This window comes from Thalassospira sp. A3_1, from assembly GCF_017744215.1.
Taxonomy (GTDB): Bacteria; Pseudomonadota; Alphaproteobacteria; order Rhodospirillales; family Thalassospiraceae; genus Thalassospira; species Thalassospira lucentensis_A.
In genome coordinates, this window is record NZ_JAGHQQ010000003.1 from 429,934 (window position 1) to 451,293 (window position 21,360).

General features: G+C 53.3%; 22 protein-coding genes and 1 riboswitch. Of the genes, 3 read left to right on the plus strand and 19 right to left on the minus strand.

Going from position 1 to position 21,360, the window contains the following annotated elements; translation table 11 throughout:
- Window positions 1-78: 78 nt before the first annotated feature.
- The 3 genes from secF to yajC form a co-directional block, all read right to left on the minus strand.
- On the minus strand, window positions 79-1,008 hold the full coding sequence (gene secF / locus J7395_RS15450) for a protein translocase subunit SecF (RefSeq protein ID WP_062959951.1): 930 nt from the start codon (window positions 1,006-1,008) through the stop codon (window positions 79-81).
- Window positions 1,009-1,027: 19 nt separating this feature from the next.
- Window positions 1,028-2,602, minus strand: coding sequence for a protein translocase subunit SecD (secD, locus tag J7395_RS15455; RefSeq protein WP_062959952.1), 1,575 nt, complete (start codon window positions 2,600-2,602; stop codon window positions 1,028-1,030).
- A gap of 135 nt (window positions 2,603-2,737) precedes the next feature.
- Entirely contained in the window at window positions 2,738-3,118 is a 381-nt protein-coding gene (yajC, locus tag J7395_RS15460; protein WP_062948940.1) for a preprotein translocase subunit YajC, read from the minus strand.
- 236 nt (window positions 3,119-3,354) lie between these two features.
- On the opposite strand from yajC, the gene J7395_RS15465 reads away from it, so the two are divergent.
- Window positions 3,355-4,218 carry an ATP-binding protein gene (locus J7395_RS15465; RefSeq protein ID WP_114110203.1) on the plus strand — a complete coding sequence of 288 codons (864 nt, stop codon included), beginning with the start codon at window positions 3,355-3,357 and terminating at the stop codon, window positions 4,216-4,218.
- A 68-nt stretch (window positions 4,219-4,286) separates the two neighbouring features.
- On the opposite strand, the gene J7395_RS15470 is transcribed toward J7395_RS15465, so the two are convergent.
- The 14 genes from J7395_RS15470 to argS form a co-directional block, all read right to left on the minus strand.
- On the minus strand, window positions 4,287-5,285 hold the full coding sequence (locus J7395_RS15470) for a peptidoglycan DD-metalloendopeptidase family protein (RefSeq protein ID WP_247742199.1): 999 nt from the start codon (window positions 5,283-5,285) through the stop codon (window positions 4,287-4,289).
- 144 nt (window positions 5,286-5,429) lie between these two features.
- Window positions 5,430-6,083, minus strand: a complete 654-nt coding sequence (locus J7395_RS15475) for a protein-L-isoaspartate(D-aspartate) O-methyltransferase (protein WP_062948946.1) — start codon at window positions 6,081-6,083, stop codon at window positions 5,430-5,432.
- The gene (surE, locus tag J7395_RS15480; RefSeq protein WP_114110204.1) at window positions 6,080-6,847 is read right to left on the minus strand and encodes a 5'/3'-nucleotidase SurE; all 768 of its coding nucleotides are present in this window, start codon (window positions 6,845-6,847) and stop codon (window positions 6,080-6,082) included. The genes J7395_RS15475 and surE overlap by 4 nt, the downstream gene beginning before the upstream one ends.
- 9 nt (window positions 6,848-6,856) lie before the next feature.
- Window positions 6,857-8,134 carry a serine--tRNA ligase gene (gene serS, locus J7395_RS15485; protein ID WP_209222187.1) on the minus strand — a complete coding sequence of 426 codons (1,278 nt, stop codon included), beginning with the start codon at window positions 8,132-8,134 and terminating at the stop codon, window positions 6,857-6,859.
- A gap of 112 nt (window positions 8,135-8,246) precedes the next feature.
- Window positions 8,247-9,239: a twin-arginine translocase subunit TatC gene (tatC, locus tag J7395_RS15490; RefSeq protein WP_348541241.1), complete on the minus strand. Its 993-nt coding sequence runs from the start codon at window positions 9,237-9,239 to the stop codon at window positions 8,247-8,249.
- Between the two features lie 2 nt (window positions 9,240-9,241).
- Window positions 9,242-9,643, minus strand: a complete 402-nt coding sequence (gene tatB / locus J7395_RS15495) for a Sec-independent protein translocase protein TatB (protein WP_209222190.1) — start codon at window positions 9,641-9,643, stop codon at window positions 9,242-9,244.
- A 35-nt stretch (window positions 9,644-9,678) separates the two neighbouring features.
- Window positions 9,679-9,909, minus strand: coding sequence for a twin-arginine translocase TatA/TatE family subunit (tatA, locus tag J7395_RS15500; protein ID WP_007089633.1), 231 nt, complete (start codon window positions 9,907-9,909; stop codon window positions 9,679-9,681).
- Between the two features lie 166 nt (window positions 9,910-10,075).
- Window positions 10,076-11,101 (minus strand): ABC transporter ATP-binding protein, encoded by a 1,026-nt coding sequence (locus J7395_RS15505; protein WP_247742200.1) that lies wholly within the window; start codon window positions 11,099-11,101, stop codon window positions 10,076-10,078.
- A 153-nt stretch (window positions 11,102-11,254) separates the two neighbouring features.
- A complete protein-coding gene (gene scpB / locus J7395_RS15510) occupies window positions 11,255-12,025 on the minus strand; it encodes an SMC-Scp complex subunit ScpB (RefSeq protein ID WP_062948958.1) in 771 nt (256 codons plus the stop codon).
- On the minus strand, window positions 12,015-12,923 hold the full coding sequence (locus J7395_RS15515) for a ScpA family protein (RefSeq protein ID WP_062948960.1): 909 nt from the start codon (window positions 12,921-12,923) through the stop codon (window positions 12,015-12,017). Before J7395_RS15515 ends, scpB begins: the two co-directional genes overlap by 11 nt.
- A 26-nt stretch (window positions 12,924-12,949) precedes the next feature.
- Window positions 12,950-13,633, minus strand: a complete 684-nt coding sequence (locus J7395_RS15520) for a site-2 protease family protein (RefSeq protein WP_209222194.1) — start codon at window positions 13,631-13,633, stop codon at window positions 12,950-12,952.
- A 20-nt stretch (window positions 13,634-13,653) separates the two neighbouring features.
- Window positions 13,654-14,715, minus strand: coding sequence for a beta-N-acetylhexosaminidase (nagZ, locus tag J7395_RS15525; RefSeq protein ID WP_209222197.1), 1,062 nt, complete (start codon window positions 14,713-14,715; stop codon window positions 13,654-13,656).
- Complete coding sequence (locus J7395_RS15530) at window positions 14,702-15,547, minus strand: SPOR domain-containing protein (protein ID WP_209222198.1); 846 nt, start codon at window positions 15,545-15,547, stop codon at window positions 14,702-14,704. The genes nagZ and J7395_RS15530 overlap by 14 nt, the downstream gene beginning before the upstream one ends.
- Before the next feature lie 5 nt (window positions 15,548-15,552).
- Window positions 15,553-17,304: an arginine--tRNA ligase gene (argS, locus tag J7395_RS15535; RefSeq protein WP_209222200.1), complete on the minus strand. Its 1,752-nt coding sequence runs from the start codon at window positions 17,302-17,304 to the stop codon at window positions 15,553-15,555.
- A gap of 269 nt (window positions 17,305-17,573) precedes the next feature.
- Here argS and erpA point away from each other — a divergent pair, with 269 nt between their 5' ends.
- Together erpA and xth are read left to right on the plus strand one after the other, a co-directional pair.
- Window positions 17,574-17,915, plus strand: a complete 342-nt coding sequence (erpA, locus tag J7395_RS15540) for an iron-sulfur cluster insertion protein ErpA (RefSeq protein WP_062948968.1) — start codon at window positions 17,574-17,576, stop codon at window positions 17,913-17,915.
- Window positions 17,916-18,018: 103 nt separating this feature from the next.
- Window positions 18,019-18,798, plus strand: coding sequence for an exodeoxyribonuclease III (gene xth, locus J7395_RS15545; RefSeq protein WP_209222202.1), 780 nt, complete (start codon window positions 18,019-18,021; stop codon window positions 18,796-18,798).
- A gap of 163 nt (window positions 18,799-18,961) precedes the next feature.
- On the opposite strand, the gene ribB is transcribed toward xth, so the two are convergent.
- Both ribB and J7395_RS15555 read right to left on the minus strand, forming a co-directional pair.
- Entirely contained in the window at window positions 18,962-19,630 is a 669-nt protein-coding gene (gene ribB, locus J7395_RS15550) for a 3,4-dihydroxy-2-butanone-4-phosphate synthase (RefSeq protein WP_209222204.1), read from the minus strand.
- Between the two features lie 119 nt (window positions 19,631-19,749).
- Window positions 19,750-19,900, minus strand: a riboswitch (FMN riboswitch).
- 132 nt (window positions 19,901-20,032) lie between these two features.
- Window positions 20,033-21,310 carry an EAL domain-containing protein gene (locus J7395_RS15555; RefSeq protein ID WP_209222206.1) on the minus strand — a complete coding sequence of 426 codons (1,278 nt, stop codon included), beginning with the start codon at window positions 21,308-21,310 and terminating at the stop codon, window positions 20,033-20,035.
- Window positions 21,311-21,360: the final 50 nt, after the last annotated feature.

The following is a 21,360-nucleotide window of genomic DNA, read 5'->3' on the forward strand; positions in this document are numbered from 1 at the left end:
TTGGGCCAAAAGAAAAGGCCGGGTTGTTTTTGCACAAACCCAGCCTTTTTGTAAATGTCTCTCAGCAGATCGGAGCGATCAGGCACCCGCTTCCTGAGTTTCTTCGCCTTCCGGGATCTTGCGGCGCAGACGCAGCACCATCAGCAATGGCGATGCTACGCAGATTGACGAATAAGTCCCGATCACAATACCGAAAATCAACGCCATCGTGAAACCGCGAATCGCTTCACCACCGAACACAAACAACGCGATCAGCGCCAGCAAAGTGGTAAACGAGGTCATAGTGGTACGCGACAGGGTCGAATTGATCGAAAGATCCAGCAGATCGGGAATGTCCATCTTGCGAAACTTGCGGAGATATTCACGAATACGGTCAAACACAACGACCGTATCGTTGATCGAATAACCCGCAACAGTCAGAACCGCCGCCAAGGTTGCCAGATCAAACTGAACCCCGGTGATGACAAAGAACCCGATCGTGATCAGAACGTCATGCAGAAGCGCCACAACCGACGCTACGGCAAACTGCCATTCGAATCGGAACCAGATATAAATCATGATCAGCAGCAGCGATATGGCAACCGAATAGACCCCGGCTTCCTTGAGCTCGTCACCGACTTTCGGCCCAACCAGTTCACTGCGACGAATGGTAACATCATCACCAAGCGCCTTGGTTACTGTGGCAAGCGCAGCCATCTGGGCCTGTTCATCACCGTCCTGACGCTGCAACTGGATAAGAACATCATCGGGCTCACCGAATTCCTGGATAGAAACATCGCCAAGACCAAGCGAACCAAGATTGTCACGTAGCGCGCCAATATCGGCCGGACCGTCGGTTTTGATCTCAACCAGAATGCCACCCCGGAAATCAATCCCGAAATTCAGCCCCTTGGTCAAAAACAAACCAACAGATACCAGCACCATGGCCAGCGAAACGATATAGAAAATTTTCCGGAACTTGAGGAACGGGACGTTCACGTCGTCCGGAACAAGATGCAATGGTTTCATATTCTTCCTGCTCCCTTCCTCAAATTACCAGTTCCGTCGGGCGACGGCGTTTAACCCAGACCGCAATCAACAGTCGGGTCACCCAGATTGCCGAGAACATCGACGTGACAATGCCAATCGCAAGTGTCACGGCAAATCCCTTGATAGGACCGGAACCAAAGCTGAACAGCACAAGCGCTGCAATCAGCGTGGTCAGGTTGGCATCAAGAATTGTCGACATCGCACTCCGATAACCGGCATCAATCGCATTGATAATGGTGCGGCCATTGTTACGTTCCTCGCGGATACGTTCAAAAATCAGCACGTTCGCGTCAACCGCCATACCAACCGTCAGAACAATACCGGCAATACCCGGCAGGGTCAGGGTCGCCTGCAAGACCGACATCACCGCCAGCACAAGGATCAGGTTGATCAAGAGCGCGATATCCGCATAGACCCCGAACCGGCCATAACTGATCACCATAAAGGCAACGACGAAGACCAGACCAAGGATCGCTGCAATTTCACCGGCTTCGACCGAATCCTGCCCAAGGCCCGGACCAACAGAACGTTCTTCAAGTATCTGCATCGGTGCCGGCAATGCACCAGCACGCAGCAGCAGCGAAAGATCGTTGGCTTCCTGGACACTGAACTGGCCGGTAATGATACCGTTGCCACCAAGGATCGGCTCGTTGATCCGCGGTGCCGAAATCACCTCGCCGTCAAGAATAATGGCCAGTCGACGACCGGCATTTTTTGACGTCATATCGCCAAAACGTGCCCCACCGGCGGCATCAAAGCGGAACGAAACAACCGGTCGGCCTTCGTTGAAGGTCGGCTGCGAATCAACGAGGTTGTCCCCCGAGACAACGACACGGCGATCAATAAGATATTCGTTGATACCGGCAGCCCGGTCACCCGCATCGGCCGATGGCAGGATCATCGTTCCCGGCGGCAGGCCCGTGGCACGCGCCTCGGACGCGGTCTTTTCCTCGTTCACAAGGTGGAAGTTCATCTTTGCGGTGCGGCCAAGGATCGCACGCAAACGCGACGGATCGTCAAGACCAGGAACCTGAACCACAATGCGGTCTTCACCCTGACGCTGGATCGACGGTTCGGTCGTGCCCAGTTCGTCCACACGACGGCGAACAACTTCAAGCGATTGGCTGATTGCGCGATCAACAAGCTCTTTACGGGCTTGATCGGTATAAGAAACGATAATGTTGTTCCCCTCGCCGCTCATTACGGTATCGGGTTCGACATTACGGATCAGATCGCGGGCTTTTTCAACCTCGTCGGCGTTGACCACGGTGACCTCTGCCCCGTTCAGGCCAGCATCCCGCGGACGGTAACGAATGCGTTCCTCGCGCAGGGTTGACCGGATCGTATCGCCAAGTGCCTCATAGCGCTCGCGAATGACGCTGTTGATATCAACTTCAAGCAGCATGTGCGAGCCACCACGCAAATCCAGACCAAGATTGATCTGTTTACCCGGCAGATAGCTTGCATCCGTCGCGAATGTGCCCTTTGGCAGGAAATTCGGTGCGGCGTATATAACGCCCAAAGCACACACCAGAAGAACCAGTGCTGCTTTCCATTTCGTAAAATAAAGCATGTGTCCTTTAACCAGATTTGTCTGGAAAACCTAGGTCTGGTTCTATCGAACATCGGGTGCTGTTCGCCCCGCAGGCCACCGGCTGGAAACAAGAAGGCGGAGCATTTTGCCCCGCCTTGCAAGTCATCAAAGAGATCAGTCTTTTTTGGTCTCTTCAGCTTCTTTTGCGTCGTCTTCGTCTTTGTCGTCGCCTTTGGCTGGCTCGGTTTTCGACAGAACGGTCGAAACCATGCCGCGTGCAACCTTGACCTTAACGCCTTCGGCGATCTCGACCGAAAGCTCGTCATCGCCAATAACCTTGGCAACGGTACCGATCAGACCACCCGCAGTGACAATCTTGTCACCACGACGAACAGCAGCGAGCATCGCTTTATGCTCTTTCTGTTTTTTCTGCTGCGGACGAATAAGCAGGAAATAAAAAACGACAAAAATCAGGATCAGCGGCAGGAAGCTGGTAAGCATATCTGCACCACCTGCGCCACCAGCGGCCTGCGCATAAGCCGGCGAAATCAACATTAGGAACTCCTAATCCCATACAACAAAACAAATCAACTGCCGGAATATAACGGCGTGCTACGTCAACGCAAGGAAGAACAGGATTTTTATCGGTTTAATCCCGTATTCTGTGGTTCTGTTCACGTCAATGAAAGCAAGCTACATCATATGGCACTGTTATTGCCAGTTCGCCTTGTGATAGCGTTTTGCATGCATATGCCGCCACCACGACAAAAAGAAATATTCAAGAGGCTTTGATGACCAACGATTTCGATAATCTTTTGCCTGCCCTGGAACGCATTGCCGATGCACTGGAACGCATGGCCCCACCCGCGCGCAAATCCAACGATCTGTCGGCTGCCGATGCTTTTGTCTGGCAGGCAGAAATCGGTTATTTGCAACCGGTCCGAAATGTGAACCGCATTGAAATCGGTCTTTTGCAGGGAATCGAACAGCAAAAGGCGATTCTTTATAACAATACCAAACGGTTCGCCGATGGCCTTCCGGCCAACAATGCCCTGCTTTGGGGCGCGCGTGGCACAGGTAAAAGTTCGATCGTCAAAGCAATGCATGCCAGGATCAATGCCGAACGGGCCGGTGCACTGGCGCTGGTCGAAATCCATCGTGAAGACATCCCGACCCTACCCCATCTTTTGCATATTCTGGAGGAAAGCGGGCGCAAGACAGTTCTGTTTTGCGACGATCTTTCATTCGATATGCAGGATGAATCCTACAAATCCCTGAAAGCAGTTCTTGAAGGTGGAATTGAGGGTCGCCCCAACAATGTGATTTTCTATGCGACCTCGAACCGCCGCCATCTGATGGCACGCGATATGATCGAAAATGAACGCTCAACCGCGATCAATCCCTCTGAGGCCGTCGAGGAAAAAGTATCTCTTTCGGACCGTTTCGGCCTGTGGCTTGGGTTCCACAACATCTCGCAAGATGTCTATTTCGAGATTATCGAAGGTTACGCCAAGGAGTTCGGACTGGATATGCCGGTTGAAGAATTGCGTGCACGCGCCAAGGAATGGACGGTTACACGTGGCAGCCGTTCGGGTCGCGTGGCATGGCAGTTCATTCAGGAAATTGCTGGTGAAATGGGCAAAAGGCTTGGCTGAGTATATTGTCTGACCTAAGCGCACCTAGGAAAAGAAACGTCCGGACTGCATGGTTCCGGGCGTTTCTTTTACCGTGATACCATTATCTGTGGCAGATATTTCATCGGGTCGGCGGATTTGCGTCCGCGCCGGATTTCAAAATGCAGTTGCGGCTGATTGACTGCCCCCGTACTGCCGACACTTGAAATCTTTTGACCGCGTTCAACCATATCCCCGCGCGCCACCATCGGGTTTTCTGTGTGCGCATAGGCCGTCACATAATCATCGGCGTGCTTGATAAGGATCAAATTGCCAAATCCGCGCAGTTCGTTGCCGACATAGGTGACAACACCATTATCTGCTGCAAGTATCGGTGTACCGCGATCCGCCTTGATATTGATCCCGTCATTGTAAAGTCCGCCCGCGCTGGCACCGTATTTCAGCACGATATCCCCGTGCACCGGCCAGACAAATCCTTTGCGGTTTTCAGGTTCGGCAATAACCACATTCTTACGAACCGCACTGCCCTGTCCAGCGACCGGCGTTGTTGTTGGCATTTCACGTGTATCGGTTTTCCACGTATTAACCGATGCATAACGCTGTTCGGCGCGTGCGGCAAAGTCCTGTGGCTTAAGTCCTGGTGTCGGAATGCTGCCACCATTGTTCGGGCTCACGCGGGCCATCTGCACCGTTGTCGAGCGTTCCGGTGCAACGGTTGGTTCTGGCGTCCCTATTGGCACGCTGACAACTTCGCGCTTTCCGCCAATCGTAACCGCCTTGCTCGGCGCCGAACTTGCCGTCCCTGACGATGAACGGCTGGCAACTACGGTCTGGCTGTTGCTGTCATAGGATGGATCCCAAGGCGGCAGGACAAGACGCTGCCCCGGATATATCACATAGGGCTGTTCAAGCTTGTTGCGCGCGGTAAACCGACCAAAATCGGTACGGTAACGGCTGGCAAGTGCAGAAACAGTATCGCCCGGCTCGACGGTAATGACCCGTTCGCCGTTATTGAGTTTCGGCATACTGTACGGACTGTATGTCGCACCGTCGCCGTAAACCACCGGCACAGGGACGGAATTCAGCAAACAGCCCCCGAGCACCGTCGTTGTCCCACAGACAAACGCCAGCGTCCGTATTCTTCGAACTGCCTGTTTGACACTATTTTCCATCATGCAAAGGATTGTCTGCGATCAGCCGTTAACAATCCGTAAGCAGATGCAATAATCGGCTCAGAATTCTTCGGTGCCCGGCAACATCGGCACAAACCGTACTGGCATTAGTTCGGTCACATCAATCCCTGTAGGGGTGCGCAGAACACGTAGCAACAACTGGGTGTGGGATACCTCACCGACCGGCACGACCATGATCCCGCCAATCGCCAACTGATCGACCAAAACCGGTGGTACGTCCTGGGCTGCGGCCGTAACGATAATACGATCAAACGGCGCCTGTGCCTTCCAGCCAAGCCCGCCATCGCCATGCAGCGTCGAAATCGTATGCAGGCCAAGCTCGCGGAATTTGTCTTCGGCCTCACGCAGGAGCGGCTTGTGACGTTCAAGTGTATAAACCCGGCGCGCCAGCTTGGCGAGGATCGCCGCCTGATATCCCGACCCTGTTCCGACCTCAAGCACCTTCATGCGATCGTTAAGCTCAAGCGCCTGCGTCATCAGGGCAACGATATAGGGCTGAGAAATCGTCTGCCCCTTGCTGATCGGAAGGGCGACATTTTCCCATGCACGGCTGACAAACGGCTCGGCCACAAAAATTTCGCGCGGAATACTGGCCAAAGCACGTAAAACGCTTTCGTCATGGATCCCGTCATTGCGCAGGATCGCAAGCAGATTTTCGATTTCGGCTTCTCGGGCAATGACAGGCTCGTTCACGGAAATGCCTTTGTCAGTTTTGCATGCGTCTCGTAATGGGTAAAATCGAGACTGATCGGAGTTACCGAAATATCGCCCCTCTCGATGACCCGCAAGTCCGCATTTTCATCCTTGGGCAATTCCGACTTGATCGCTCCGATCCAATAATAAGGCTCGCCACGCGGATCAAGGCGCTCGGCAATATGATCGCCAATCTTGCGCTGCCCCTGTCTGGAAACCTCGATCCGGGCTCCGCCTTTGCGTTCGGTTTCCGGGAAATTCACATTAATCAAGACCCCCTTGGGCCAGGTCGTGTGAATAAGGGTTTCAGCCACTGACAAAAGGTGCTTTTCAGCCACCGACCAGTCGATCAGATTGCCCGAGAAATATTGCGAAAACGCAATCGCCGGCACATTCAGCAAGGTTGCTTCCATCGCAGCAGCGACGGTCCCGGAATAGGTCACATCCTCGCCAAGGTTACCGCCTCGGTTGATTCCCGATAAAACAATATCAGGCGGACTGTCGCGCATGATCTGCTGCAGAGCAAGCAGAACGCAATCAGTCGGTGTCCCGTCGACTGAAAAATGCCGCTCGTCACGTTTTCGGATCCGTAACGGATGACGCAGGGTAAGCGAATGTCCTGCCCCACTTTGCTCGGTTGTTGGTGCAACAACCCAGACATCGTCGGAAAGCGAACAGGCAAGCTTTTCCAGCAGCCTGATCCCCGGCGCATCAATCCCGTCATCATTGCTGATCAGGATGCGGGCATTTTTCAGATCGACCATATCGGTCCCCTATCCGCGCGGAGAAATAACCTCGACACCGCCCATATAAGGCCTCAATGCGTCAGGAACGCGGATCGAGCCATCAGCCTGCTGATAGTTTTCCATCACCGCAATCAGGCAACGGCCAACAGCAAGTCCCGACCCGTTCAGGGTGTGAACAAAGCTGGTTTTCTTGTCACCTGCTGCACGATAACGTGCATTCATGCGGCGTGCCTGGAAATCACCTGTGTTCGAGCAGGACGAAATCTCGCGATATTTGCCCTGACCCGGAAGCCAGACCTCGATATCAAAGGTCTTGCGCGAGGCAAAACCGATATCCCCCGAACACAGAACCACCGTCCGGTATGGAAGCCCAAGACGTTCCAGAACCGTTTCCGCACAGCGGGTTTTACGGTCAAGTTCCTCGTTAGATTTCTCGGCGGCCACAACCGACACCATTTCAACCTTTGAAAACTGGTGCTGGCGGATCATGCCGCGCGTATCACGCCCCGCCGAACCGGCTTCCGACCGAAAACACTGGGTCAGTGCGGTATAACGCAGCGGCAATGCAGCTTCGTCGATAATCTCGCCCGCCACCTGATTGGTAAGCGTTACTTCGGATGTCGGGATCAGCCACATATCATTGGTGGTTCTAAACGAATCCTCGGCAAATTTCGGTAGCTGACCGGTGCCAAACATCGCATCGTCACGCACCAGCATCGGCGTGATGGTTTCTTCATAGCCATGTTCGTTCACATGAAGGTCCAACATGAACTGGCCAAGTGCACGTTCAAGTTTGGCAAGACCACCACGCAGAATAACGAAACGCGATCCCGAGAGTTTGGCTGCGGTTTCAAAATCCATCATGCCAAGCTTTTCGCCAATATCGAAATGCTCAAGCGGCTGAAAGTCAAAACTGTCGGGCGTTCCCCATTTGCGCACTTCAACATTGTCATCTTCGTTTTCGCCTGCGGGTACGTCGGCATCCATAACGTTTGGCAGCGACGACAGCAAAAGATCAAGCTGCTCGTTAAGGCCCGCCTGCCCGTCCTCGGCATCCCTGATCCGGTCTTTGAGCGTGCCCATCTCGGCCATCAGATCGTCGGCATTGCCGCCACTTTGGCGCAGTTTGCCGATTTCACCGGAAATGGATTTGCGGCGCGCCAGCATTTCCTGATGTTCGGTCATCAGACGACGACGGTCTGCATCGATATCGATCAGACGCTGGGCGGTCATTTCGACCTTGCGCGCAGTCATCGCCGCGTCAAAGGCCTCGGGATTGTCACGAATCCATTTAATGTCGTGCATGAAACGGCACCTTATTCTTCAACTATTCGGGCAATTATTCGGGCTTTTATACGACGGGGTGGACGCTTGGTCCACCCCGTCAGATCGGTCTTTCGAGAACCGCATAATTCAATCAGCGCGCACTGTTGAAATCATCCTCGTCATCGTCGCCTTTCACAGAGCCCGAGGATCGGGATGACGAAGGCGTACCAGACTTTGACGCAGAACCGGAAAGAGCCTTGAAGTCGCTCTTGTCGTCCGGTTTTCCGTCGCCATAATCTGCGGCCGCAGCAGCCGAACCCTGGGAATCGACGTCGTCTTTGCTGCTTTCAGTATCTTCTTCGTCACCGTCAAGCTCGGCGTCTTCTTCCTTTTCGCGCTTTGCTCGTTTACGTTCCGATATCCGTGCCATCACGATGGAAATTTCGTACAGGATGATAATCGGAATAGCCAAACCAACCTGAGAAATCAGATCCGGTGGCGTCAGGACCGCAGCAAAAACGAACGCGATCACAACCGCATATTTCCGCCGCTTGGCAAGTGATTCTGCGGTCACGATCCCGGCACGCGCCATCAGGGTCAGCAACACCGGCAACTGGAAACACAGGCCAAAAGCGAAAATCAGCTTCATAACAAGCGAAAGATATTCGCCAACCTTTGCTTCAAGCTGAATGGCAAGCCCCGCTGCCCCGCCCGCACTTTCAAAGCTGAGGAAGAATTTCCAGGCCAGCGGCATGATCAGGTAATAAACCAGCGCCCCGCCAGCCAAGAACAGTATCGGCGTTGCAAACAGGAACGGCATGAATGCCGAACGTTCATTCTTGTAAAGTCCCGGTGCGACAAATGCCCATAACTGCCCAAGAAATACTGGTGCCGAAACAAAGCAGGCCGCAAAAAACGAGACCTTCACATAAGTGAAGAATACCTCGGTTAACGCGGTATAGATCATGCGCCGGTCCGGCCCCATAACGTCGGCCAAAGGCCGGACAAGGAAGCCGTAAATATCCTCGACGAAGTAATAGCAAATACCGAAAGTGATAAAGAGAGCCAGAACCGCCCAGGTCAGACGATTCCGAAGCTCGATCAGGTGCTCCATAATGGGCATCTGCTTGTCATGCGACTGCATGTTCACGCCTGGCTCTCCGGATGATCAGTCTTCTTATCCGCAGCAGCAGGTTTCGTCGATGCAGCGGCATCGGGCTTCGGCGCTGTGGTATTGGTTTCCGTTTTGCTATCGGTCTTGCCTGCCGGTTTATCCGCCGGTTTGGGGGCGGCTTTCGGTTCGGCAATCTTGTTTTCAATGAAGTCCGATGTGCTCGAACGCGCATCCGTGACCTGCTTGCGCAGATCATCAAGTTCGGCTTCACGAATCAGATTATCAATGCCGCCCTGAAATTCGCGCGCCATACCGCGTACTTTCTTCCAGTACCCGGCAAGCTTGTACAGCACATGGGGCAAATCCTTGGGGCCGACGACGAACAACGCGACGACGGCCACAAGTGCCATTTCGGTCCAGCCGATATCAAACATGGAACACGCCTATCTGAAGGAAATCCGACAGACGATCAGGATTTCACGGAATCCTTGTCTTTGCTTTCGGCAGAAACCGAAGCAGACGTGTTGTTTTCGATGGTTTTGGCCGAAGCAGCGCTGTCTTCGTCTTTTTCGTTGATGCCTGCTTTGAAGCTCTTGATCCCTTTACCCATGTCACCCATGACTTTCGGCAGCTTGCCGGCACCAAAGATGATTAGGACAATCGCCAGAATCAGAACGATTTGCCAAACGCCGATACCCATAACTTCTATCTCCAAAGATCCTATCTGCCATACGGCGATAATGCCCGGATAATGGCAGAAAGCCCCCCACTGTGCAATGCAACGATTGTGAATATACCGCGCACTGCTACGAATCTGTAAGTTTGTTTCTTAGTCTCATCATGCCGATTTCACGTTTGAAACCAGCCTAATTCATAGGAAACACAAAGGTCATGTCAGGATCAAGCGTAATAGCGACTGAACCCTGATTTACTAACGAAAGTCTACGAGGCACACGGGCATGAACATGGCCGCCTTCATGCAAAGATAAATGCATCAGGCTTATTTCGCCAAGCGAACGCACCGCATCGACACGGGCCAAAACGTCATGCCCATTCATCGCCTCGCCAACATGCAACCCTTCAGGCCGGACAAGCACTTCGACCTTGGTGCCATCGGCAAATGCATCATGGGACACTTTGCCAAGCGGCGTTGCAATAACACCGCTTTGCACTGTTCCGGAAAAACGGTTCACCTCGCCAAAGAAGGACGCAACAAAACGGTTCTGCGGACTGAAATAAAGGTTTTCGGGTGTGCCATCCTGCATCACCTGCCCTTCATTCATCACGATGATTCGATCCGCCATATACATCGCTTCTTCGGGATCATGGGTCACCATGATCGTCGCGATCCCGGCATTTTTCAAAACATGCAATGTGGTATCGCGCAGTTCTGCACGGCGCGCAACGTCGAGCCCCGAAAACGGTTCATCCAGAAGCATCACACGCGGGGTCGGCGCCAGTGCCCGGGCAAGGGCAATGCGCTGCTGCTGCCCACCAGACAATTCATGCGGATAGGCATTGTAATAGTCGGCCATGCCAACCTGCCGAAGCGCGCGTTCGACCGCCTCTTTGCGTTCCACATCATTTTGGGATCGCAGGCCGAACCCGATATTCTTTGCAACGCTTAAATGCGGAAACAGGGCGTAATCCTGAAACACCATGCCAACACCGCGCTTCTCCGGCTCAAGATATTCACCCGGTCGCGCGACCAGCTGGTCATTGATGGAAACGCTACCCTGCTGAAGCTTTTCCAGTCCGGCCGCAATGCGCAAAGCCGTTGTCTTGCCGCAGCCCGACGGCCCCAGAAGGCAAACGAGTTCACCTGGAGCAACATCAAAATTGATATCTTTGAGAACCTGGGTGCTGCCAAAATCATGGCTTACATTTGACATTCTCAAGCCGTCTGGCATCAGATCTCTCTTTATTCTCTTGCCGGGAAACCCTGCAAATAAGTTGCAAAATCTTTCCCAGATTTAATCCTACCGAACAGTGCATGCAAGAAGCCGGATCAAAGAAGCTTGATAAAAGATGGCCAAAGAGCCTCTTTAACGGTTCTCTGCGTCGTATTCTTCTTCCAGATTGGGATTGTCGCTATAGATGGTTTCATCGAGATCGGCCAGATTGCGGGTCGTAAGGGCTTCCTCGACAACAGCATCCGTGACCTCGCCATCGTCAACCAGATCGGGCAATGCTTCCTCGTCGGAACTGGCCCCATACCGCCCCATACCCGGACGGCTATCAAGCAATCCTGCGGCCTTCAAATCAGCAAGCCCCGGCAGATCGTCGCGATGTTCAAGCCCGAAGTGATCAAGAAAATCATCCGTCGTTGCCCAAAGAACCGGACGTCCCGGCACGCGTTTACGCCCGCGTGGCCGTATCCATTTCGCTTCCAGCAGGATATCAAGCGTCCCCTTGGACAGGGCAACACCCCGGATTTCTTCAATCTCGGAACGCGTGACCGGTTCGTGATAGGCAATGATCGCCAGCGTTTCCAGCGTCGCACGCGTCATCTTCTTGGCTTTTTCGACCTCGATATGCAGATCACCCGCAAGGTCGGCCGCTGTGCGAAACGCCCATTTCTCGCCAACGCGGTTCAAATTTATTCCGCGTTCTGAATAATTTGCCTGTAATTCTTTGAGCAAAACGGAAACATCCGAACCTTCGGGCAAACGCGCGGCAAGAACCCGTTCACTGACCGGTTCGGCAGATGCAAACAGCACAGCTTCAACAATTCGAAGATGCTGAAAATCGATTTGCGGACCATGTTCGATACCGTCGATTTCAAACTGCGGGTCGGTTACTGTCTCAGTCGCCATTATTATCCATCCCTGCCCCGGATTTGACTCCGAGCTTGTCCATATCGCTGTAATCGCCGGATGTGATGTCCAATTCGGGATCGCGTCTTTTTTGCGGTGATCTCAACATGATCGGGCCAAATACCTGCTCCTGCGAGATTTCCAACTCGCCATCGCGGCACATTTCAAGGCTGGCGACAAAATGCGCTGCCAATGCTGACCGTGCCTTTAACGGCGTACCAAGTCCGTGGGGCATAAATTCCAAAAGCTTGGTCCAGGTTGGCACCACGCGACGCCCGAACAAATCACGCAACCGCCGAATCGCATCATCCATGGCATAAAGATCAAATGCCTCGATCTCCAATGTCTTGGATTCAGATGTCAGCATAATCTGCGCATAGGCTTTCAACAGGTCATAAAGCGACGCATCGTAAACCGACGCCGTCGTGACCCGGACTTCTTCCGGATCACCGCGACCAAAGAAATCCCGACCCAGATTGGGCCGCTCCAGCAGTTTTTCACCGGCCGCTTTCATCGCTTCCAGACGTTTCAGCTGAAACGCCAGAAGTTCGGCCATTTCCTCGGCACTAAGTTCTTCCTCGTCGCTGTCCTGTTTTGGTAGCAGCAGTCGCGATTTCAGATATGCCAACCAAGCGGCCATCACCAGATAGTCCGCAGCCAGTTCCAGCCGCAATTCACGCGCGGTATTGATGAAATTCAGATACTGTTCGGCCAGTTCAAGGATCGAAATCCGGATGATATCGACCTTCTGATCACGTGCCAGCTCCAGCAAAAGGTCAAGCGGCCCCTCAAACCCGTCCAGATCCAGCATAAGGCGTTCGGCAAGGCTTGGCCCATCATCAACGGGCGCCTGGTCAAATATCTCATCCGGAATATCGAGCTCGAACTGTTTGGCCATAATCCCCCCGGACCGTCTGCCTGTTATCAGGCAAAAATACCGGCCAGAAAATCAACAAGTGCCGATGCCGGTTCAATCACCAGCCAATGGAAAATCGGCAGATCGACGCCAAGAAGCCCCGTGACATAAGGCAGTAGGAAAATCAGCGCGATCAAAAGGATCATGCCGGTTTTTTCCATACGCGCCAAGACCCGCGCGATGGGTATCGGCGATATCGCCGTCAAAACGCGCCCACCATCCAGCGGCGGGATTGGCAGCATGTTAAACACCGCAAGGATGCAGTTCAGCCAGATCGACTGCTGCAATGTTGTTGCCAGCCAGTCATTAACCGCCGGTGAAAAGGACGGCAGCCCGACCAGCAATAGGATCGATACAATCGCCAGCAAAACATTGGTTGCCGGTCCTGCAATCGCAACTCCGATCACGCCAAGACGCTGTGGATGCAGACGATGGAACGCAACCGGCACCGGCTTGGCATAGCCAAACAGGAACGGTGCACCGGTCAATAACAGCAAACCGGGGATCAGAACCGTCCCCACCGGATCAATGTGGCGGATCGGGTTCAGGCTAAGCCGACCGGCGCGCTGTGCCGTATCGTCACCAAACAGCTTGGCGGCAAAGCCGTGTGCCGCCTCGTGCAGCGTCACTGCCAGTAATACGGGCAAAACCCACGTGGACGCGGAAATGATAATCTCGATAATGTCGTTCACGTATTGAGCTTCCTCTGCGCTTAAACCTCGGCCGACCAGACCGGTGACAACAACTCATCCAGTCGGGCCTGCCAGTCGGCAATCTGCGCCGAAGATGGCTGCGCAACGTTAAAACCGGCAATCTGATTGCTCAGCAATTGCGAACGTGTCAGCGCCTCGCCGGCAAGTTTCGGAGCCATCGAGACGACTTCTTCCATTTCCGTGCGTTTGCCATTGCAATGAAGCGCGATATCACAGCCTGCGGCAAGGCATTCATGGGTCCGGCTGGCAATCGAACCACCAAGGGCTTCCATCGACAGATCATCACTGATCAGAAGATTTTCAAACCCGATATCACCGCGGACAATTTCGGAAATGACCTTGGCCGATACGGTGCCCGGACGCTGATCATCTATCGCGGTAAACAGCAAATGCGCAGACATCGCCGCGACCACATCCTTCATCTGACGGAAGGGTTCGAAATCAAGGCAGCTCAGTTCTTCGCGGGATGCCGTCACGATCGGCAAATCCTTATGGCTGTCAACCGACGCGCGGCCATGGCCAGGAATATGCTTGATGACCGGCGCGATGCCGCCGTCAAACAATCCGGCTGCAACCGCGCTTGCCAGCGGTACAATCTGTTCGACCCTCGCCCCATAGGAACGATCGCCAACCACGTCACTCATGCCAGGAAAACGGATATCAAGCACCGGTGCACAGGTGATATTAAACCCGGCATCACGCAGGTCGACGGCCATCAGGCGCGCATTGATATAGGCGGCTTCACGTGCATCTTCAGGTGCGGTTTCAAATAATTGGCCAAACACACCGGCCGCCGGAATTTTGCGCCAGTGCGGCGGTTTCAGACGCATGACGCGTCCGCCTTCCTGATCAACGAAAATCGGCACATTGATATTGCCGACAACCTCGCGCAGTTGATTGTTCAGTGCCCTGACCTGCTTCTGATCCTTGATATTACGAGCAAACAGGATAAAGCCATAAGGATCGGCTTCGCGAAAAAAGCCCTTCTCCCAATTGCTTAACTCTGTACCTTCAACACCAAGAATACAGGCGCGCGGTTTTCTTACCTCAAGGCCGGACAATCAGGCACCCCACATTGCGTTGTTTTAATTTACCACAAAGCGTTTCAGCCGCAGCAGCATCTGACAGCGGACCGGCCTGCAGCCGATAAAACACGCCCTTGTCACCAAGGTCTGCACGTTTCAGATACATCTGAAGACTACCAATCAAGTCCTTGTTTTTCGACGATAATCTTTTCCATTCCGCTTCGGCACCTGATGTATCGCGAACCGACGCTAATTGAATGCGGAAATCCTGTTCCGATACGCTGCCTGTACTGGAGACATCCGGTTGGGCGTCCTGCTCTCTGGCTTTGGCGGCGGCAATCGCCTTTTCTGCGTCACTTGGGGCAGCTGTCGTCATCCCGGCCGGTGCTGTCGCAGCCGCATTATCATCCCCATTCGAACCATTTGACACGGCACCGGCAACAATTTCTGCCTCTGGCGTCTGTTCGATCACGGCGGGGGCTTCAGCACTATCAAGGGATGGCATGACATCGGGGGCCTTCGGCATATCCGGCAATTCCTGAAGAACGACCTGATCCTCGGGCTGGCTACTGTCTAGCTGCTCGTAAATTGTCGTATCCCGGTGCGGAACTTCCATTCCGCCGGGATCATCAGGCCGCAACTTGATCGGTAGCGGATCGGGCAAAAGGATCGGCAACTTGCCTTCTTCCTGTGCCGGTTGCCCCTGATTATAGAACCAGTAACCCGCACCACCCAAACCACCAACAACAATCACAAGACCAAGAACGATGGTTCCAACCCCTTTTGCCAAGCCCCCACCAGGGGCTTTTCTGCCTGCCTCCTGGTGACGTTGCTCCGCACGAAGGCCGAAACCCTGTTCTTCGTTCATCGTGATTACATCTCCTCGACCGGGGCAACGCCCAGTACATCAAGCCCCGACGCAATCACCAGTGCGGCGGCACGGATCATAGCAAGGCGCGCCTGCGTCACCGCAAGATCATCGGCAACGATAAAGCGCAGTGCCGTGTTATCGCGCCCCTTGTTCCATAATGCATGGAATTCGGCAGCAATTTCGCTCAGGAAGAATGCGATACGGTGCGGTTCGTGAGCGACGGCAGCCTGTTCAACGATACGCGGCCATTCCGCCATTCGACGCACCAGCATCTTTTCGTCTTCCGACGCCAAGGCCGACAGATCAGCCCCGACCAGCGCCGGATCCGAGAAATCCTGATTTGGGAACGCTTCACGCGCCTGACGGAACACCGAATTGACACGTGCATGGGCATATTGAACGTAAAAGACCGGGTTGTCCTTGGACTGTTCGGTGACCTTGGCGAAATCGAAATCAAGTGTCGCGTCGTTTTTACGTGTCAGCATGATGAAACGCACTACATCCTTGCCGACGCGCTCGACAACATCACGCAGGGTCACAAATGTCCCGGCACGTTTTGACATTTTGACCGGCTCACCATTGTCAAACAGGCTGACCAATTGGCACAGCTTGACATCAAGGTCGCCCTCGCCGCCCGTAATCGCCTTGGTCGCTGCCTTCATGCGTTTGACGTAACCGCCATGATCGGCACCGAAAATATCGATCATGTGGTTAAAACCACGTTCGTATTTATCGAAGTGATAGGCAATGTCAGACGCGAAATAGGTCCAACTGCCATCCGACTTTTTCAGCGGGCGATCAACATCATCGCCAAATTCGGTCGCCCGGAACAGGGTCTGCGGGCGCGGCTCCCAATCATCGGGGGTTTTGCCTTTTGGCGGTTCCAGAACGCCGACATAAATGTCGCCCTTCTTCTCAAGATGTTCGAACGCGGCCTGTACCTTGCCTGCGGCAACCAGTCCTGCTTCGGACGTAAAGACATCATGATCAACGCCCAGAAGACGCAAGTCTTCCTTGATCAGTGCCATCATCTCGACAATGGCAAAACCGCGGAATTCTTCCAACCAGTCTGCTTCAGGGGCATCGACCCATTTATCACCATCACGGGCCGCAAGCTTTTTGCCCGGCGCGACCAGATAATCACCCGGATAAAGACCTGCCGGGATTTCATCGATGGTTTCGCCAAGCGCTTCGCGGTAACGCAGATGCAGGGAACGCGCCAGAACATCAACCTGTGCACCCGCATCGTTGATGTAATATTCCTTAGTCACATCATAACCGGCCTTGGCCAGAAGATTTGCCAGAACATCACCGACAACCGCCCCACGACAATGGCCGACATGCATCGGACCGGTCGGGTTGGCCGACACATATTCGACATTCATCTTGGTGTTTGCACCAAGATTGCTGTTGCCATAGGTATTGCCGTTTTCAAGCACTTCAATGATCTGAGACAGCCAGAAATCATCGGCCATGCGCAGATTGATGAAACCGGGTCCGGCGATCTCGACCTGTTCGATATGGTCAAGCGAGCCGAGCTTTTCAGCAAGCTTTTCGGCCAAATCACGCGGCTTCATTCCCGCAGCCTTGGAAAGCAGCATCGCGGCATTGGTCGCGGCATCGCCATGTGCGGCATCACGCGGCGGCTCGACCGTGATACGTGCTGTATCGCTGCCAGCAGGCAGAACGCCGTCTTTTTCAAGGGCGAGAATCTGGTTCTCGATGTCGCTTTTCAACAGGCTGAAAACATTCATCACTTTTGGTCTTTGCAAATTTCGTTCATGGTCCATCACGACCATTTTGATGTGGCTGTTTTGGGACATTTCGCATCAAAACGCAAGCAACCGCTTGGTTGCCCTGATCACAGGTTTTGACATTTCTGCCATGCACGCTAAATAGAGCCTTAAGGAACACGATCAGGCTGTGCTAAAGTTGGCACCATGATCGTCAATATACCCGTTGGGTTGCCCGTGGATGGTCCGCTAAATGGAATATCGCGGGATAGCACATCAAGGAGTGTCGAATGACGGAAACTGCCCGGCAGGTCCAGATGACAGAAAGTGCGGCAAAACGCATCCAGGAACTGATTGCCAGCGACGGCAAGTCGGACATGATGTTGCGCCTTCAGGTCTCGGGCGGCGGATGCAGCGGTTTTCAGTATGAATTCTCGCTCGATTCCGACAAGACCGAAGAAGACCACATTTTCGAAAACCACGGTGCGAAAATGGTGATTGATGACGTGTCGCTCGACCTGCTCGGCGGCGCGGAAATCGACTTTGTTCGCGAACTGGTCGGTGCGGCCTTTCGTGTGAATAATCCGAACGCAACGTCATCATGCGGTTGCGGATCCAGTTTCTCGATTTGATCCGCATCGGAAAAACGATTTATAAAACGGGGTTCGTGTTTTACGAACCCCGTTTTTGCTTGCGCATAAAGCCGCAAAATTCATCCCGAACACCGAGGCCCTTATGAAAATCGCCACCTGGAACGTCAACTCGATCAAGGCCCGTCTGCCCAACATCCTTGAATGGCTTGGTGACGCAAAGCCCGATGTTGTCCTGCTTCAGGAAACAAAAACCGTCGATGAAGGTTTCCCGGCCATGGAAATCGAGGATCTCGGCTATAACATCGCCCTTCATGGCCAGAAAACCTATAACGGGGTCGCGATCCTATCAAAGTTCCCCATTGAGGATATTGAACGTGGCCTTCCGGGCAATGATGGTGACGAACAGGCCCGCTATATCGAAGCCGTTATAGCCGCTCATCGCCCGATTCGCGTGGCTTCGATTTATGTCCCGATGGGAAGCGAGGTCGGATCGGAGAAATTCGAATACAAACTGAATTTCCTGGACCGCCTGATCAAACGCTTTGAGAAAATCCGCGAAAGTGGTGATGCGGCGGTCATGGGCGGCGATTACAATATCGCGCCCGATGATTCTGATGTTTACGATCCGATCAAACTGCATGAAACCGTTCTCTGCTCAACCGTAGAGCGTAATAAGCTGCGGACCATGATGAATATGGGCTACACCGATGCCTTCCGGACCTTCAATCCGCAGGGGCATCAATATAGCTGGTGGGATTATCGCGCCGGGGCATGGAACAAGGATAACGGCCTTCGAATTGATCACCTGCTGCTGACCCCGGCGGCGGCCGACCGTCTTAGCGCATCGGATATTGATCGCGACCCACGCGCCAAGGAAAAGGCATCGGATCATACCCCGGTCTGGTGCATGATCGACGAATGATTCGAAAATCCGAATCAACCGGGATTTGATAGCGAATATGAAATGTAAAGGGCAGCAGGACTATCTGCTGCCCTCTTTGATTTATAATCGGATTGGCTACTTTGAACGCAAATGGCCGAAAATCCGGTCGCCTCTGCGTTTACAAAGCCACGACCGCTTTTCCCTATTCTGCGGCCTGCTGCAGAACACCGCGATAGGCAACGATATCCTCAATGCTGATCACGACGATGTCGTGCTGTTGCGCATAGGCAATCAGTTCTGGCAAACGTGCCATCGTGCCATCCGGATTGGTCACCTCACAAAGCACGCCAGCCGGTTTGAAACCCGCCAGACGCATCAGATCAACCGTACCCTCGGTATGACCACGACGTTCCAGGACGCCACCTGCACGCGCACGCAACGGGAAAACATGTCCCGGACGAGCCAAATCATCCGGTTTTGCCCCATCGGCAATCGCAGTTTTGACCGTGGTCACGCGATCAGCAGCCGAAACACCGGTGGTAACACCGACCTTGGCCTCAATCGAAACGGTAAAGCCGGTTCCCATGCTCGATGTGTTGTTGGCAACCATCGGCGACAGATCAAGTGCCGTTGCCATTTCATCTGTCAGGCATAGGCAGACGATCCCGCTGCAATCGCGGATCAGCATCGCCATCTGTTCATTGGTCAGATTTTCTGCGGAAAAAATAAGATCGCCTTCGTTTTCGCGATCTTCATCATCGACGACCAGAACCCCCTTGCCATTGCGCAAATCCGAAAGCGCACGTTCCATACGCGTAATCGGGTTGCCAAAGATCGAAAGTTCCGGTTCCTGATGAACACTCTGATTCATAACGGTTCTCCGTTTAAGGAGCTTACGAATCAAGGCATCAAAAGAAAGGCCTGAACGTACGTCAACGCCGCACGTCAGTCATAGGCAGACGACAACGGGTTCCCCCGTTATCCGTCACGCTTTATCCTCTCCCATCCGGACTGTTACCGTCGGCTCCGGAGTTACACCGGATCTGCTGACCCCGCCAAATTGCTTTGGCAGGCGCTCGCGGGCTTTCCTGAAATCAGAATTACCGCCGGTCAGGAATTTCACCCTGCCCTGAGAATAAGCGCCGTGTTTCAACGACATGCCTGATCATCTTTGATCAGGCATCCGCACTTTAGAAAATGAAAAGATAGTTGTCAAACCTGTTAACGCAACATTCCAGGAAACACTTTGTTGCCGGCAAAAGATTTGCGCACGTCAAATCTCTGCCAGGATTTTTCCGGCCTTGAAATGAAAATCACACCCGTTTTTGCGTAATTCGCGCGGCGCCCATTGGCAAACCGCACATTTGCGGTCTGACGTTGTACCCCGCGATTTGCATTCCTTGTTAAGATACTTGCCCAGAAGCGCATCAATGTAACTGCCCTGGAAGGCATCCACACCAAGGCTTCGGCCCATACGCAATGCCGTACGGCTGTCGCACCTGGTCAGGATCAGATTGCGATCTGCAAAAATGGACGCAAACTCGCGCAGACGGTCTGTTGCCTCCGCCCGTTTCGATCCTATGATGTTTTGATCCCATATGACTTTGATAAAATCGACATTGATCTTGCGCGGGGAAAGGAATTCGAGTGATGGCAGGGTAATGCGATCAAGTCCGACCCGGACCCCCGCAGAATGCAACAATTTGCAGGCATCTTCAAATTCCCACCAATCAGCAATCGCGTTTTCAAGTGATATCTCGATCGACAGGTTTTCGGCGAACCGGCTGTCCTCCGACCCAAGAAACTCGGCAAAGCGATCGCTGAATATCGTCTGCACCATCATATTCAGATGCAAGGTATCTGGTAGCATCTGCGGCGCCAGACCTTTGGTGATATCCATCACCTTTTCGTCAAGAACCCGCGATAGAATTTCGACTTCACCAGGGCCCTCAAGCAGAAAACTGGCCAGATGATGCTGGCGCAGATAATCCAGCGAACAATATAGCTCATGACCAAGAATTTCGCGGCGACTGTCATGGAACTCGAGGATCGCCTGACGACGACAGGAGTCAAAAACCGCTTCCTCCGTGACCGCCCCGCGCAGCATTTCAGCCATGTCAAAACGTTGCAGGTTTTCGTTTGCGAAATGGTTTTCTTCGGGCAGATCAAGCAGATTGTAAAGGGTATTACGATCCTCTGGCCAGCGCAATTCATGCCAAAGTTTAACGGGCAAATCACCCAGCCCCTGACGACTGATAACATCCTTTAGCGTTTCGTTAACACTGGTGATGAATGTATCAACATCGCCGAACGCTTTGACCAACCTGATAAAAACGACCATCCCGTTTTCAAGGCGGTATTCCTGTGTCTTTTCTGGAAGATGATGGAATGCGTCGCGTGAAATATCCTGATAGTCCTGCGGCTCAAGGCGTAAGGATACCGGAATATCAAGAAGACCAACAATCGGCCTTTTACCGTTCGCCGCATATTTGCGAAGGCTTTCGACAAACCTTGCGAGGCTGAGTTCAGATTTTGTTGAAGACGCGGTCATATGCATTCCCGTCCAAAGGCGTGGGGGATGAACATGCCTTATTGAAGTTA